This is a genomic window from Mesorhizobium sp. M0016, from assembly GCF_040324035.1.
Taxonomy (GTDB): domain Bacteria; phylum Pseudomonadota; class Alphaproteobacteria; order Rhizobiales; family Rhizobiaceae; genus Mesorhizobium.
Map to the genome: position 1 here is coordinate 1 of NZ_JAMYVM010000013.1, position 14426 is coordinate 14426.

The 14426-nt window shown below is 61.0% G+C and carries 19 protein-coding genes and 2 pseudogenes; 8 read left to right on the forward strand and 13 right to left on the reverse strand.

Translation table 11 applies throughout. The features are described 5' to 3' along the window. Positions 1-619 precede the first annotated feature (619 nt). The 5 genes and pseudogenes from NKJ88_RS19080 to NKJ88_RS19100 all read right to left on the reverse strand — a co-directional run bounded on the left by NKJ88_RS19080 (position 620) and on the right by NKJ88_RS19100 (position 3062). Positions 620-1282, reverse strand: coding sequence for an outer membrane protein (locus NKJ88_RS19080; RefSeq protein ID WP_023673148.1), 663 nt, complete (start codon positions 1280-1282; stop codon positions 620-622). A gap of 194 nt (positions 1283-1476) precedes the next feature. Further along, entirely contained in the window at positions 1477-1722 is a 246-nt protein-coding gene (locus NKJ88_RS19085) for a DUF768 domain-containing protein (protein WP_352445053.1), read from the reverse strand. After that, positions 1719-1940, reverse strand: a complete 222-nt coding sequence (locus NKJ88_RS19090; RefSeq protein ID WP_352445054.1) for a DUF768 domain-containing protein — start codon at positions 1938-1940, stop codon at positions 1719-1721. Before NKJ88_RS19090 ends, NKJ88_RS19085 begins: the two co-directional genes overlap by 4 nt. 23 nt (positions 1941-1963) lie before the next feature. Continuing rightward, positions 1964-2113 carry a hypothetical protein gene (locus NKJ88_RS19095; RefSeq protein WP_352445055.1) on the reverse strand — a complete coding sequence of 50 codons (150 nt, stop codon included), beginning with the start codon at positions 2111-2113 and terminating at the stop codon, positions 1964-1966. Positions 2114-2184: 71 nt separating this feature from the next. After that, positions 2185-3062: pseudogene (locus NKJ88_RS19100) on the reverse strand (ATP-dependent DNA ligase). A gap of 126 nt (positions 3063-3188) precedes the next feature. Between NKJ88_RS19100 and NKJ88_RS19105 the strand changes: the two are divergent. The 8 genes from NKJ88_RS19105 (at position 3189) to NKJ88_RS19140 (ending at position 6951) form a co-directional block, all read left to right on the forward strand. Next, positions 3189-3422: a DUF3606 domain-containing protein gene (locus NKJ88_RS19105; RefSeq protein WP_352445057.1), complete on the forward strand. Its 234-nt coding sequence runs from the start codon at positions 3189-3191 to the stop codon at positions 3420-3422. 144 nt (positions 3423-3566) lie between these two features. Beyond that, positions 3567-3761, forward strand: coding sequence for a hypothetical protein (locus NKJ88_RS19110; RefSeq protein WP_023713737.1), 195 nt, complete (start codon positions 3567-3569; stop codon positions 3759-3761). A 37-nt stretch (positions 3762-3798) separates the two neighbouring features. Then, positions 3799-4026: a KTSC domain-containing protein gene (locus tag NKJ88_RS19115; RefSeq protein ID WP_023713736.1), complete on the forward strand. Its 228-nt coding sequence runs from the start codon at positions 3799-3801 to the stop codon at positions 4024-4026. 479 nt (positions 4027-4505) lie between these two features. Further along, positions 4506-5018, forward strand: coding sequence for a DUF4142 domain-containing protein (locus tag NKJ88_RS19120; protein ID WP_023713735.1), 513 nt, complete (start codon positions 4506-4508; stop codon positions 5016-5018). 195 nt (positions 5019-5213) lie between these two features. Beyond that, positions 5214-5570, forward strand: a complete 357-nt coding sequence (locus NKJ88_RS19125; RefSeq protein WP_023685250.1) for a hypothetical protein — start codon at positions 5214-5216, stop codon at positions 5568-5570. An 87-nt stretch (positions 5571-5657) separates the two neighbouring features. After that, a complete protein-coding gene (locus NKJ88_RS19130; protein WP_023713734.1) occupies positions 5658-6050 on the forward strand; it encodes a hypothetical protein in 393 nt (130 codons plus the stop codon). A gap of 203 nt (positions 6051-6253) precedes the next feature. Next, positions 6254-6460 (forward strand): hypothetical protein, encoded by a 207-nt coding sequence (locus NKJ88_RS19135; RefSeq protein WP_023673164.1) that lies wholly within the window; start codon positions 6254-6256, stop codon positions 6458-6460. A gap of 317 nt (positions 6461-6777) precedes the next feature. Further along, positions 6778-6951 (forward strand): DUF3606 domain-containing protein, encoded by a 174-nt coding sequence (locus NKJ88_RS19140; RefSeq protein WP_023731698.1) that lies wholly within the window; start codon positions 6778-6780, stop codon positions 6949-6951. A gap of 253 nt (positions 6952-7204) precedes the next feature. Here NKJ88_RS19140 and NKJ88_RS19145 read toward each other — a convergent pair whose 3' ends face one another. The 8 genes and pseudogenes from NKJ88_RS19145 to NKJ88_RS19180 all read right to left on the reverse strand — a co-directional run bounded on the left by NKJ88_RS19145 (position 7205) and on the right by NKJ88_RS19180 (position 14410). Beyond that, positions 7205-7372 (reverse strand): hypothetical protein, encoded by a 168-nt coding sequence (locus NKJ88_RS19145; RefSeq protein ID WP_156935602.1) that lies wholly within the window; start codon positions 7370-7372, stop codon positions 7205-7207. A gap of 572 nt (positions 7373-7944) precedes the next feature. Beyond that, positions 7945-8236: pseudogene (locus tag NKJ88_RS19150) on the reverse strand (Rieske 2Fe-2S domain-containing protein). A 27-nt stretch (positions 8237-8263) separates the two neighbouring features. Further along, positions 8264-9349, reverse strand: coding sequence for a fatty acid desaturase family protein (locus NKJ88_RS19155; RefSeq protein WP_023713731.1), 1086 nt, complete (start codon positions 9347-9349; stop codon positions 8264-8266). A 123-nt stretch (positions 9350-9472) separates the two neighbouring features. After that, positions 9473-10648, reverse strand: a complete 1176-nt coding sequence (locus tag NKJ88_RS19160; protein WP_023823209.1) for an aldose 1-epimerase family protein — start codon at positions 10646-10648, stop codon at positions 9473-9475. A 10-nt stretch (positions 10649-10658) separates the two neighbouring features. Beyond that, entirely contained in the window at positions 10659-11441 is a 783-nt protein-coding gene (locus tag NKJ88_RS19165) for an ATP-binding cassette domain-containing protein (protein ID WP_023693351.1), read from the reverse strand. Continuing rightward, on the reverse strand, positions 11438-12442 hold the full coding sequence (locus NKJ88_RS19170) for an ABC transporter permease (protein ID WP_050590338.1): 1005 nt from the start codon (positions 12440-12442) through the stop codon (positions 11438-11440). The genes NKJ88_RS19165 and NKJ88_RS19170 overlap by 4 nt, the downstream gene beginning before the upstream one ends. Positions 12443-12498: 56 nt before the next feature. Next, entirely contained in the window at positions 12499-13440 is a 942-nt protein-coding gene (locus NKJ88_RS19175) for a sugar ABC transporter substrate-binding protein (RefSeq protein WP_023697393.1), read from the reverse strand. Positions 13441-13495: 55 nt separating this feature from the next. Next, the gene (locus NKJ88_RS19180; RefSeq protein WP_352445061.1) at positions 13496-14410 is read right to left on the reverse strand and encodes a sugar phosphate isomerase/epimerase family protein; all 915 of its coding nucleotides are present in this window, start codon (positions 14408-14410) and stop codon (positions 13496-13498) included. Between the last annotated feature and the right edge of the window lie 16 nt (positions 14411-14426).

The following is a 14426-nucleotide window of genomic DNA, read 5'->3' on the forward strand; positions in this document are numbered from 1 at the left end:
CAGCCGAAACGAAGAGCTTCGTCAGGCACGCACCCAGTCACCAGTGAGTTGCCCTGTCCCTCGTGCGGAGCGCCAGTTGCTCCGTACGAACGGGTGCGCCCGACATGGTTGACGCGATCCCAAAGAAAACCGGAAGAGCGGACTTGGATCGCTTGACCTGGGCAAATATGATCCTGACGCCTTGCAGAGGGACTGGATGGAAATCGGTCGGGTCGAGCGCAAGCTCTCGGCGATCCTTGCGGCTGACCTCGCCGGGTACAGTCAACTGATGGGCGCTGCCGGGACTCCACCTATCCAGCACTAGGCAGCGACGCCGGACCTGTAAGAGGTCATCGGATAGCGCATCCCTGTCGGTTATTGTTCACGTTCTTGAGCAGCACTTCATGCGGATCCTGCACGGCCTGGTGATTGTCGCAGATCGGCGACAATCGGGCCGACGATTGCCTTGTGCAGCCGTTCCGCCTCGATCTTGAAGCGGGCGAGCTGTTCCTGCGAAACGTGTCGTGAGGGGTTTTCGTCTTGACCATGGTAGCGAACTCCGTTGAGGGGATCGCCGCAAACGGTTCTTGCACAAAAAAGCCCGTCGCGGTGAGCGACAGGCTATTATGACATCAGGGGATTAGAACTTGTAGGCGATGCCGAAGCGAACCTCGTTGGTCTTCAGATCAACGTCGGCATTGACCAGACCACCAAAGGATTCTGTACCGAAGTCGGTATAGCGATACTCGCCTCGCAGCAGCAGATTGTCGGTCATGGCATAATCCAAGCCCACGCCTATCGTCCATCCTGTGAATGTATCTCCGAACGAAGGTCCGCCTCCATTATTACTTATGTCGACATCGCCAAACGCAACGCCACCCGCAATATAAGGAAGAAAGCGATCAACGGCATATCCTAGGCGCAGTCTTGCCGCCGCACTCCAGTTGAGTTCTTCGGTGGCGATGCCGCCCGGGATCGGGATACCAGGAGCGCTGAAGACTTGGCCGCTGCCATCAACATTCGCATATACGACGTCCAGCTCCGCGCCAATCACAATGTTATTGGACATCTGATAGTTGTAACCGGCGTAGACGCCACCAAGGAACCCGTCGGGATCTGTGTCGACAAAGCCCGGCCCACCGATTTCGTCTATGTTGCCATTCCCCCAAGCATAGCCTGCCTGTAGGCCGACATACCCACCCGTCCAGCTAAAGACCGGCGCGGCTTCTGCAACGATGGCATCGGCAGCATACGCCGACGAAGCCAGCAGAGACAACGACAGACCAAGAAGCAGCTTCTTCATAGGTGATCTCCTGTAACTAACCTTTTTGGTAGCAGAGCGCGCCGATTGATGCAGTTGTTTTTCTGCCACAGTTGGCCGAATTCAAATCGGCCGCCCGCACTTACATGAGAACCTTATGCCAACTCGCTGGTGGCGATCGGATCGCCCCTCGCCACAGTGGGCAACTGCTCGGCCACCCAAACTGTCCGGAACCTTCAGGCCGGGAACACCCATTCCGGTATCCCAGAATTAACATCGAGGAGGGTACGATAAAGGCTGTCGACCTCCTTGTCGTCGAACGCCTCGGTCAGCTCGCTTTCCGCAATCCCCTCAGCCTCCGCGTCGGCGATTAGGCGCTTTGCGAGCTGCTCGATCTCCGCTCGCTCTTTCGGCGCACCGGCGTCGGATAGATCGTGTTTTTTTATCCATTGGTTCAAAAATAGGACGGCCGGCTTGCTCATTCGGAAACACCTGGGGCAAAGTGCACGACGGCATCGACCAGCGTCCGATATAGGCTATCAACCTCTTCGTCGATCTCTTCGCGCTCGATCGTCAAGGCTTTAGCGTCGGCATACAATTTGTGTATGTACTCACTTACCGAAACGGCGTCGGTTTTAGCCGTTTCGGGGAAATTGTTGCCGATCCAGCAATCGAGAAAGTTGACGCCGCGTGTGCTCATGAAGCCTAAGCTCGATCCAGCGCTTAGGTTCCAGCAGGGCGCTCGGCGGCAGCTTCGTCGACCTCGGCTTCCATTTCGTCGTTGACAGTCTTGGTCTTGCCGAAGGCGGCCACCGGCTCACCGTCAAAGCCCTGCAGCCACGCGTCGGCATGCTCTCCCCAGTAGGCTGGCACCGCACGTCTCCTTGCCATCCTTGCTCGCTTGGGCGTACATCCAGGCGTAGGTGGCGCGCTCCTGATCTTTCCTAGCCACGGCCATCTGTGTCATCCTCTCGGAAGTCCTGCAGTGAGGCGTGGCGCAGGTCATCCTCGCCGCGCAGGTGCTTTACGCGGCCGATCAGCCCCGGCTTGACCCATTGCGTCGCAGCCGCTTCATGACGCCCTTGGGCGCCGTGCCTGGGTGCTCTTGGACGCGTTTCCATAGCCTCTCGCGCATTTCCCGGTTCAAGGTGACGAACGCGCTGCCGACATAGCGCCCTGTGCCCCGCTCGGCCATGAGAGCGAAAGCCGGCTTGCCCGCTTCACGCTCGACGCCGAGCAGATCGAACTCGTCGATCGCATAGCACTTGGCCTTCAGCCAGTTGGCCGACGGACCGCTGCGGTATTTGCTGTCCTTCCGCTTCGACACCATGCCTTCAAGTCCGGCTTGGTCGAGCAAGTGGAGGATCGCCTTGGCTTCGCCGGGCAGAGGCTCGCTGAACTGAATACGCCGCCCGGGCTTGATCATGCTGGCCAGGATCTCGCGCCGCTCCTCAAGCGCCATGTCGCGCAGATCGTGCCCATTGAGGTGCAATAGATCGAAGACGACGAAATAGAGGTCTTGCTGTCGGCGGGTGATCGCTTTGCGCAGATCGCCGAAGTCCGAAAGGCCAGCTTCGTTCAAGACGATGATCTCACCGTCGACAATCGCGCTTTCGGCACCAAGACTCTTTGCCTCCCCCACCAGGTCGCGATATTTCGCGGTCCAGTCGTGGCCGTTGCGCGTATAAATGCGTGTGCCGTCTTCATCGATGATCATCTGCGATCGGTAGCCGTCGAACTTGACCTCGTGAGTCCAGCCTTCACCCTCGGGAGGCTTCTCCACAAGGGTCGGCATCAACGGCTCGATGAACTTCAAACGCATGCACTGATCCGCCCTCCGGCGATTCAATAAGATTAAGCTAAAATAGTTCCGAAACCGGAAATCAGCCTCTTGGGTGCAACAAACACGTCAACTCAGCGTTGCGGGATGAGCGAAGGAGGAATCGATATGGCCGACGACAAGAGCAAGCGGGATTTTCGCGATCGGGACCGTGTCTCGGCCGATGAGGATTATGAAGTCGAGTATTTCGCAGCCAAGGCCGGGATCACCCCGCAGCAGGTCAAGGAATTATCGCGAAGCACGGCAACCAACGCGAAACGCTGGAGCGAGAAGCGAAGGCTCTGCGGAAATAATGACCAGGCTATCGGATCTCGGCAGACCAATAATTGGGCACCGACATGAAGGCCCGCCCGCGAGCGAGCTCGATCATTTCATGCCTTGCCCTGTTTGCGGCCAACAGATCGATATGCGCGACTTTCGCCAGGTCGCTTATCATGCCGATCCGGATCACGATCAGCCTCTCGAACTAGACGCTTAGGAACACAAGTGCCGAAATACCACGTTGAGGAAATGGATGGCGATACCGTGACGGCTACCCACATCGTGCACGCGACAACGCCGATCAGGGCGGCGCGGGAAGCGACGGAGCGCGACGTCACCCTGCGCACCAGCGAACCCATTTGGATCAGGGTTGCCGACGAGAAGCGCGGGCACGTCTTCGAATACAGTTTCAGCCTGTAGCTGGCGATCCAACCCGGCTGAGTTTGGATGGCATACCATGCCGTCGACTTCGATACGCAAGTTCGACTATGACCCGAACACCAGGGTTCTCTCGGTTTGGTTTGTAGCGAGCGGGAAGCATTACGAGTTTTTGGACGTACCTGCTGAGGCCGTTGCCGCGTTCAAAGCTGCCTTTGCCAAGGGCGTCTATTTTAACAGCCACATCCGCAATCGTTATGCATTCCGGCTCGTGGCAGGGAGGGCAGCAGCCGCGTCGGGCGATTGACAGAATTTCCGATTCGAGGCGGCCCGCGCCATCGCAGGGGAGCAACTGTGCGAATTGACCAGGTTCCGAGGGCAAACGAAAAGCCGGCCGGCCGGGCCAGCGGGCGCGTATTATACTAAGCTAGGTGCTGGGCCTATTTGCCCATCATCATCGCAGCTTGCAGAAGTTTTCATGGACCTGTCGGACAGGTCTGCCACGACGCGTGACCCACGGCGACGGGTCGGCAAACAGCGCACTCCTGCGCATCCACTGGGCTTACGAAGTCGGTCGGCTGCTCTTCGATCATAGTGCCTTATCGGAGAACCGCGCTGAGCTCCGCGCAGTCACCGGTCCTGCAATACGGCCGGATCTATGATCAAAGCGCTGAGCAGGAGCCATTCGGGGTCTACGCCTGCCGCCCGGTATTTATTGTCACAAAAAGGGGAACAACGGCAGCTCGGCCGTGTTGGGCCAGTTAAGCAATATTGCAGGAGCACAACATGCATTTCGTCAAAGTGCTTTTGGCTGCGATCGCCATCGGTCTCATCAGCCCGGGGGCAATGGCTCAGACCGCGACGACGTCCCCGCAGGAATTTGTCAAAGCAGCTGCGAGTTCAGACATGTTCGAGATCCAGTCGAGTGAGTTGGCGCTGCGGAAATCGAAGACATCACGAGTGAAGGAATTCGCTCGCATGATGATCAAGGACCACACGAATTCTTCCAAGCGGCTCATTGCGGCGGCAAAGAAGGACGACGTCGCAGTGGCACCGGAGATGACAAGCAAGCATGCTGCCCAATTGGAAGCATTGAGCAACGACAGCAGCGGGGCGTTCGATAACGCCTACGTCGACGCCCAGGTTGCAGCGCACCAGGAAGCCCTGACGCTGATGACCTCCTATGCGGAAAACGGTCAGGAAAAACATCTGGCGGCCCATGCGAAAAAGACCGCGCCGGTCATCCGGCAGCATTTCAAACATGCCCAGCAACTGAGCAAGAGCGGTTCTCAGGGCTGAGTGGATCTGGCCACGACGTTGGTTCTTCGCGGCCTGTGGAGTCTGTGCCAACCCTCTGGCACTGCCTCCGCCCCCAGGGACGCTGCAACCTTCAAGCGGTCGTCGATGCAGGAACTCTAAAGGGTGCGTCGCTCAGGTAGTCCGGCGTGCAAGCACCAGCGTCGTCGAATTTGCCAAACGAACAGGAGACCTGACATGCCAAAGCAAAACGAGACCTCGCATTCGAGACGAAGTGACTTCGCCAATGATGAACCCATTCGCCCGGAGGATGCCGCCGTGTTGGACAGCCCCGTGGGCCACGAAGACAGGCACGGCGCGGAGCCAGGTTTCGGGGGAGCCGACGATGTCGACCAGCCGATCGGCGCAAGGCCCCGCAGCGAAATTACCGGTCGTCATGATGAAGGGGCAGGCGCCAATGAGACGATCGACGGCTTAAGCGAAACCGAGGAACTGACCCGCAGCTACGCCGAGGACATACCAACCGGTGACAATGATGAGGAGGAGGAAGACATCCCTGTCTTCGAAAGAGGCCGAAGCAACACCGAACTCTGAGCGCGCCAGGTTGAACCCCGCACGGTGAGGAACATGACAATGAGCACATTCGGACTTCGGGTTGCGTCTTTGGGGCTCCGGGCTTTTTTGGGACTGGCGGCCTCGCTGACTTTTGGCGTCGAGGCATCTGCGCAGACAAGTCAGCCCGCGCAGCAATCCGGCGACTCGTCGCAAACAGCCAAGCAGGGTCGACTGCCGGCGCAAGGATCGTCGCCGACCGCCAAGGATGATGTCGGCGTTGACGTCTCGCTCGGCCGGCCGGAGGTGAAGCAACAGGTTGCAAGACATCTGGGAGTGGCTGAGACCGAGTTGCCACTGGCGGTGCACGTGCCGATCGCGCTCGCTTCGCAAGTCTGCGGGCAAGAGGTATTTACCGCCCGCGCCAATGTAAACCGAAGCTGCACCGCGACGAAATTCATTCCGGAAATCGCCGAGGCGGCACGCAACCATCCACAAACCTCCGCGGTACCGGAGCAGTAGCACCGAAAATGTCCGAACCCGGCGCGACGGTCGTGCCATGCTTACCCCAGGGTAGCGCTCCAACCCGGGGTAAATCAGCCAGCCCCACCGCCGTCTGTTTTTGGCGGCATGCATGATGGCGTTCGCCGCCATCTCTTAACCAATGTGAATGCTGTTGCTCCGCAGCCACGCTACGAGATCCTGTCCGAAGCGGAGGCAGGCAGATGCCACTGGAATCCCTGATCGATCAATATGTGAGCAGCCGCAAGCGGCGGGGTCTTTTGTCGATACGGCATGCTCTCGAGGCGTTGAAAGAGGCCGTTCCGGCGCTGTCGATCGGCGAAAGCCATCTTGTCAATATGATCGCCGAGCGAGCGCTCGCCTTTGGCCTCGCCATCCACTTCGATCATTCCGGCGAGAATGCCGGGTAAGACATCCACGAGAGCGTCTGCTGATGCTACAGGACGAGGAACTCGGTGTTCGCGTAGCTTCATTGCCTGGTGGGCGGATCTTTCCGAGGCTGCTCCCATCCGTGTTCTGGGCGGGTGGTTAAAGTCGCCGAAGCGATGCCACGGCGTGCACCGAGCCCACCCCGGCATTGGACAAGCTCCCCCAGCTTTCGCCAGTTGGAGCTTTCGTCTACTCGCAGCAGCCCTAGCGAGGCTCGATCGGCCTCCGCGTTCGGCGGCCTCGGGTTTGCTCCAGCGGGCGGTTCGGGCCGGCGAATTGAGGTTGAAAGGAGAAGATGATGACGGACAACAAAACCGAGCGTGATTTTCGCGACAGGAACCGGGTCTCGTCCAACGAACGCAACGAACTCTTCCATTTTGCCCAGCAGAACGGCATCACGCCTGAGCAGGTGATGGAGCTCATCAAAGCCGTCGGGAATGACCGCGCCTCGTTGCGGCTGCGAAGGAATTGAAATCAGTTTCCCGGGGCGGCTCGCTTACGGCATGAAGCCTCGCTGCCGAGGAGAACCTTGAGCCGTGGTGAGAATTTGAGTGTAGCATCATCCTGACGCACACGCGGAGCAGGTCGAGCGTGAAAGTGACAATTGTACCCCTGCCCAACATGCGGCAAGCGCTGGAGGTTCGAGGCTGCGCAGATCGGCTATCGTCACCCCGAACCATAATCCACTCCAACCCGAGTCCTGGACGCACGGCGTGGCACCGAGCCTACTTCCTGCCGTCGTTCAATAATAATCCCGCGCCGCAGTCAGCCAGCGAGATCACCGTCGTCTGCCGGACGCGTGTCGGCTTCCAAACTGACAACGCACCGCCTTTGTAGCGACGCTTTCCAGCCACGATCACCTGCGCAGCTTTGCCGCGCTCGCTGCGCACCAATAAATTCCATCTCCTTCCCTCACACTGATCTTGTTCAGGCGGTCGTTTTGCCGCTGCGGTAGGCGCTGTCCTTCCGCTTCGATCGCGGTAGCGCCCAGTATCAACGCTGCCAGATCAAACCGCACAATCAGCACCTCAAAGCTGATCAGCAGAAGCAGCAGTGAATCAGGACCTCGTCGATCAGGGTCAAAGGGCCAAGCACATATGTCTGGGCACGGTGACCGTGGCATAGCCGGCGCTGCAATGACGGCGTCGGTGCCCGTCTTGTGGAGCCGGAAAGCCCAACTAAGAAAACAGTCGGCGGTGCCGATCTCGAAGAAATTCTAGGCCGGCACGGTGAACAGGCTGGGGGCCGCATCGCGATCTAGGGTTCAGCACAACTCCGGCGACATCGAGACGATCGACCTCAGCCCGGTCGGCGGCCCTCGGCCACGTCCATGACCAGCACGCGCAGCATGGTCAGCTGGCGCTTACCCTCCATGGCGCGCCCGTCGGCGACGGTCTGTCTCTTTCGGCTCAGGAAAACGTCACTCTGAGTTTGCTAAACGCGGTGCTGGACCGGTTACCACGCGTCAGATCTGGATCATCACCTTGCCGGCCTCGATTCTTATCGGATAGATCGCGAGCTTGACGCAGACCGGCGCGCCCTGGCCTGGCCGGTCGCAGAGCGGCCAATGTGCTTCAAGGCATTCGATGACGTCGTCGATCACCAGCCCTTCGGCTAGATGCGCCTTCTCATGGGTCCAATATCCGTCGGTGGCGAAGAACTCGTCATCGGGCGAGCGGCAAACCGCGAGGATCGAAGCAGATGACATCCTCTTTCGAGATGTCGTCCACCGCGCACGCTTCAATCCAGTCAGCCATCTCCGGCTCCGGCAAAATTCGCTATCGCTATTCAGCGGCCGCCGACATATCCACCTGGTGAAATTCGCCGCGATAGGGTCTGGCTGTCGGTGGCAATTTCCGCTTGAGATAAAAATCCTCGTATTTCAGCTGTCGAAGCAGCACCGGCCAGACCTCGCGATAGGCATGCCACATCGACGGGTTCGGCACCGGCAAGTCGTGCTTGATCAGCTCGTGCAGTCTTGGCAGCGCATGATAGGGCACCATCGGGAACATATGGTGTTCGACGTGATAATTCATGTTCCAGTAGATGAAGCGGCTGACCGGGTTCATGTAGACGGTGCGCGTGTTCAGCCGGTGATCGACGACATTGTCGGCCAGGCCGATATGCTGCAGCAACCCTGTCAGCACCATGTGCCAGCTGCCATAGAGGCGCGGCAGGCCGATCAGCACCAGCGGCAGCAGCGACCACGTGAACAACGCCAGCCCGACTGTCGCCGCATAGATGGCGACATGCCAGCGCGCAGCGATCACCGCCTTGTGCTGCTCCATCTCGGGGATATAGCTCTTCTCTTCATTCAGCTTGCCGAACGCCTGGCGCACCAGCGCCGGCAGCGAATAGCGGAAATCGAGAATACCGGTGAAGGCGAGCGCCGCCCTTAGCAGATCTGGGGGACGCATGACGGCGATTTCGGCATCGCGGCCGACGATGATGGTATCGGTGTGATGGCGGGCATGGCTCCAGCGCCATTGCACGGGGTTGCGCATCAGCATGAAGCTTGAGATCTGGTAGACGACATCGTTCATCCAGCGCGTCCGGAACGCGGTGCCGTGGCCGCATTCGTGCCAGCGCGAGTCGCTCGACGAGCCGTAAAGCACGCCATAGACGAACAGGAACGGCACCACCCACCAAGTGCCCCAGAACCATACGATGCCGGCGGCCGACACCAGGATCGCCGCGACCCAGATGATCGTGTCGCGGATCGCCGGCCCGTCGGAGCGTTGCATCAACTCCTTGATCGCCCTGCGCGGGACATCGGTGTGATACCATTCGGCCGAAGCCAATCCGGTCTCGATGGCGCGCTTGGTGCTTTCACCGACCAGGCTGTAGTCGCGCTTCCTGCTTGCCGTCATCGTCTTCTCCGTTTCCCGCCTGCGCTCCGCAAGGGCCGCCTGGGGTCGGCCGGGCCGCGCCTGCTTCCGTATTACGGCGCACTTCCCGCCCGCCGCGGCAACCGATCGTGCGTTTCAAGCCGGTCACGCCTGCAGTCTCGCAAAAGCGCCCGACGGCGCAGGGTAATCCTGTTGCGGCTGCCGGGCGATCGACCCTATCCTCGCTTCCGCTTGGGCGATCTGACCGGCACCGTCGAGCACCCGGAACACGGCGTCATAGGAGCGGCTTTCGCCATGGTCCAGCCAGATCATCTCGCCCCGTTCGCGCGCGGCGAGATTGCCCAGAACATGATGCGTCGAGGGTTCGATTCCCAACGCATATAGGCCGGCCTGGAAGTTCTGCCACTGATAGGTGCAGGGCAGCTGATCCTTGCGGGTAACGACCTCGAAGCCGAGCCCCAGTTGGTCATTGACGACGGCCACCGGCACCTCGCCCGCCGCATCGGCGCCAAGCTCGTGCTCCCAGACCTGCTCGCTGAATCCCAGCTGCGGCGCCGGCACGGTTCGGTAGCCGACCTTCTGCGCCTCGTAACGATCGCCGGCGTGCGCCGCCCAGACGACATCCCGGATCGGCGCCAGGTAGCGCGAACCCTCGTCGAGCAAGGGATGGCTGACGTTGACGTGATAGAAATACATGTGCGGCGTGCGGCTGAAACCATGATTGACGACGCGGTCCGACAGCCGGATCTCGGTGCCGCCGACATCGGCCTCGATGCGGCGCAGCAAATGGAGATCCTCGCCGAACACGGTTGCCTGCTGGACAATGCCTTCCGCCCACAGCACGCAGCGGTCGCCGTCCCAGGCCTCGCCGTAGCCGGTCAGCCGCGCCGGCACGGTGCCGATGCGGCCATGCAGCGAGTGCAATACCCGCTTGCGCCCCGGATAATTGTAGCTTTCGGCCGGCACGTCTTCCCGGCCCAGTATATGGTCGAGGCCGCAGGTGACGAGCAGCCCCGAGAACGACCGGCCAAAGGCGAAACCGTCCTCCCCTTCATGCTCGTGCAGTCCGGGGTGGCGAAAGCCGCTCGGCGAATGCCAGCCGATCGCCTGGCCCCGGAAGTCGCAATCGGCGATATCGAGCGCCCGGTCGACCAGCGCCGTGAAGCGCAGGCCGGAGCCGGTGCGGAACTCGAGCATCCGGATGCCGCGCTCCACGCCGTCGCCGAGCGTCATCAGCCGCACGCCGGCAAACTGCGACAGCATGCCGGACCGCTCGGCCACCTGCCTTCGCGACAGCGTCTTGCCGTAAAGCTCTACCATGCGACGTCCTTCACTTTGCCCTCGCCTCCTTGAGCAAGGCCGACATGTCGGCGCCGGTGATGATGCTTTCCACCGTCAACAGGTCGGTGTCGGCGACCGTCTGTTCCGCGACGATTTCGCCGCGGCGCATGACGATGATGCGGTCGGCGACCTGGAACACGTGGTGGATGTTGTGGGTGATGAGCAGCACCGAGTGGCCGGCGTCGCGCACCTCCTTGACGAAGCGCAGCACGCCGTGGGTTTCCTCGACGCCAAGATTGTTGGTCGGCTCGTCGAGTATGATCACCTTGGCGGCGAACTGCATGGCGCGCGAGATCGCGATCGATTGCCGCTCACCGCCCGAGAGGGTGCTCACCAGCGCATCTGCATCGAGCTTTTTCGAAATGCCGACCCGCTTCAGCAGCGCCGAGGCGGCGTTGCGAAGCTTGGCGAGATCGAGCGGCGCGAACACGCCGAGCCAACCGAAATTGACCGGCTCCCGGCCCAGGAAAAGATTGCGCGCGATGCTGAGGTCCGGCGCGAGCGATGTGTCCTGATGGATGGTCTCGATGCCGAGGTCCATCGCGTCGCGCGTCGAGCGGATCGATGCCTTCTCGCCGCGCACGAAGATGTCGCCGTGGTCGGCCGGGAAGACGCCGGAGATCGCTTTGATCAGCGTCGATTTCCCGGCGCCATTGTCGCCGAGCAGGGCAACCACCTCGCCTTCGTTGAGGGTGAACGAGGCGTTCTTCAGCGCACGCACGTTGCCGAAGGACTTTTGCAGGTCTTGCAGACGCAGCACTTCCATCGTCAGCTCCTTGCGGCGTTCTTCTGCAGCAAAGCGTGCAGGATGAGCATGGCGAGGATGATGACGCCGACGAAGATGTTGTATGCCAAGCCCGGCACGCCGATCAGCACGATGCCGTTGCGGATGGCGCGCAGCATCAGCGCGCCGACGATGGTGCCGAGGATGGTGCCGCGCCCGCCAGTGAGCGCCGTGCCGCCGACCACCACCATGGCGATCACTTCGAGTTCGTAGCCGGTGCCGGCCACCGGCGAGGCGGCCGAAATCCGGAACGCGCTGATCATGCCGGCCAGCCCGGCCACCACCGAGGTCAGGATGAACAGCCAGATCTTGACCGCGTCGGCCGGCACGCCGCGCGCCACCGCTGCGTTGCGGTTGCTGCCGATGGCGCTGATCCAGTTGCCGAGCTTCGCGTAGCGCAGGATGTAAATCGCCAGCAGCGACAGGCCGATGAACCACCAGAGCGAGGTGTAGAACCGGAACGAGCCTACATTGAAGCTGCCGGCAAGCAGCGTGACGAAGAAGCCGGGCTGGTCCCACGACTTCAGGGGGAATCCCTGCGTGATGTAGAGCGCCGCGCCGCGCACGACGAGCAGCATCGACAGCGTGACCAGGAACGAGGAAATGCCGATCTTGGTGACGATCAGCCCGTTGATGGCGCCGATCGCGATGCACAGCACAAGCCCGGCCAGGAGGGCGACGCCGATGTCGATACCGCCATTCTGCACCAGCAGCATCACCACGACGGGCGCAAGGCCGAACACGGCGCCGACCGACAGATCGAACTCGCCCGCCGTCAGCAGCAGCGTCATGCCGAGAGCGATGATGCCGAGCTCGGGCAGGAACGCCATCATGTTGGATATGTTGAGCGGCGACAGGAAGTTGCCGTCGGCGATGGCGAACACCACGAGCAGCACGATGAGGATGATGAGCGAGGAGAATTGCGGTGAACGCAGCAGCGCAGACCTGCCCTTCGCTCGCTGCGTGTCGTCGTCTGCTATGATTGCCATATCTGTCAGGACCATGCGTCCGGCGCCCGCCATTTCGGGGCGGGCGCCGATTGTCGTCACTTGTTGTAGAGTTTCAGGATCGGCTCGACGCTCGAGGCGTCGTAGAGGCTGAATGTGTGAATGTCGTAGCCGATCGGCTCGCCAGAGGCCGCAAGCCCGAGCAGCGCCACCGGCATGAAGCCCTGCGCCGACGGGTACTGCCAGGCCGCAGCATTGACGAAGCCGGACTTGACCGCCTCGGCCGTCTCCTTTGAGTTGCCCCAGCCGACGACCGGGACCTTGCCGGCCGACACACCGGCCCCGTCGAAGACGCGTTTGATGCTTGCTGCCACGGAATCGCCGAGTGCAATGATTGCCGGCGGATTGTTGGCGACCATGTAGTCGGTCATCTTGGCGATGATGCCGGCCGGGTCGGTGCCGCAATCGACCACGTCGTACTTGATGCCGAGCGGATCGAAGACGCTGGCGATGCCCTCGGTCTCGAGCTGCTGGTAGCTGGCGCCCGGCACTTCGACCGGCAGGAACACCTTGTCGCCCTGCTTCACCATCTTGTGGTCGACGAGATACTTGGCCCAGATGACGCCCGCCTCCCTGAGGTCGGCCCCGACATAGGCCTGACGCCCGGTCGCCGGATCGTCGGTGTTGAAGAACACGATCGGTATGCCGGCGGCCTTGGCGGCCTTCACCTCCTCCGTCCACAGGCCGGGCTGAGCAGAGGTGGTAGCGATGCCGTCCGGCTTGGCGGCGAGCGCCGAGTTGAAAGCCTCCTTCTGCGCCGCCATGTCGCCGCCGCTGAACGAGATCTTGCAGGTCACCTTGAGCTGGTCGCAGGCCTTGGTCGCGCCGGCATTCCAGTCGATCCAGAACGCGTCCGAAGGGCCACCATGCGACAGCAGATAGAAGGTCTTCTGGCCGGCCTGGGCGAATGCCGGCAGGCTCAAGGAGACCCCGGCTACCAGCGTTGCCGCGGCAGCCACTTTCAATGCGAATTTCAACATTCATTCCTCCCTTGGTTGGAGTTGCGCCGCCATGCGCCGGCGGCGCAACCGGCGCTCACAGGCCGTTGGCGCGGAACTTCCCATCGAGGAATTTCTTCGCGCGCGGCACGTCGTCTTCAGAGAGATGCTCGATGATGACCGGGATGTTTGGGTGCTTTTCCGCCAGCCGCTGCAGATAGAGATCGTAATTCAGCAATCCCAGCCCGGGCGCCGGCAGCTCGATCTCGCCGACGCCGCGGAACGTGTGGCTCTCCATCGCATCCTCGTCGCCGATGTCGGCATGCTTTTCCGACTTGTCGCTGCCCGAACGCTTGACGTCCTTGGCATGCGCGATCTTGATCTTGTCGGTCAGCGTGTCGAACACCTGGTTGAGGATCTGGTCCATTTTGTCGATATTGTGGGTCTCGAAATAGTTGGTCGGATCCATCAACAGGCCGAGGCCGGGATGGTCGACCTGCGCGAACATTTTGACCGTCTCCTCGACCGAGCCCACGACGTTGTTAACGTAAGTCTCGAGGAGGAAGACCGCGCCGTGGTCGTAGGCGGTCTGGGTAAGCTCGGCGATCACCTTGCGGCATTCCTCGAAGCCTTCCTCGGTCTTGTTTTTGGGATGATGCACCCAGTCGGATTCGGTGTTGTAGGTGCCGGTCTCGGAGATCACGTAGGGCGAGCCGAAGCTGCGCGCATTGCGGATGATTTCCTTGAGATACCCGACGCGCTTATCGCGCTCGGATCTGTCGGGATGAATGATGTTGGTGTAGCCCGACACGCAGCAGATCGGCAGGTTGTTGTCGCGGAAGACGTCGCGCACCTGCTTGGCCTTGTCCTCAGTGATCTGCCCGGCCGACAGATCGACATCCCTGAAATGCAGGTCGAGCTGCACCGTGTTGAAACCGAGCCCGCGGATCTTCTTCGCCGTCTCTTCGAGGCCGTACGGGAAATAGCCCGTGAAAATACCTGCCTGCATCATGATGTGAATTCCTCCC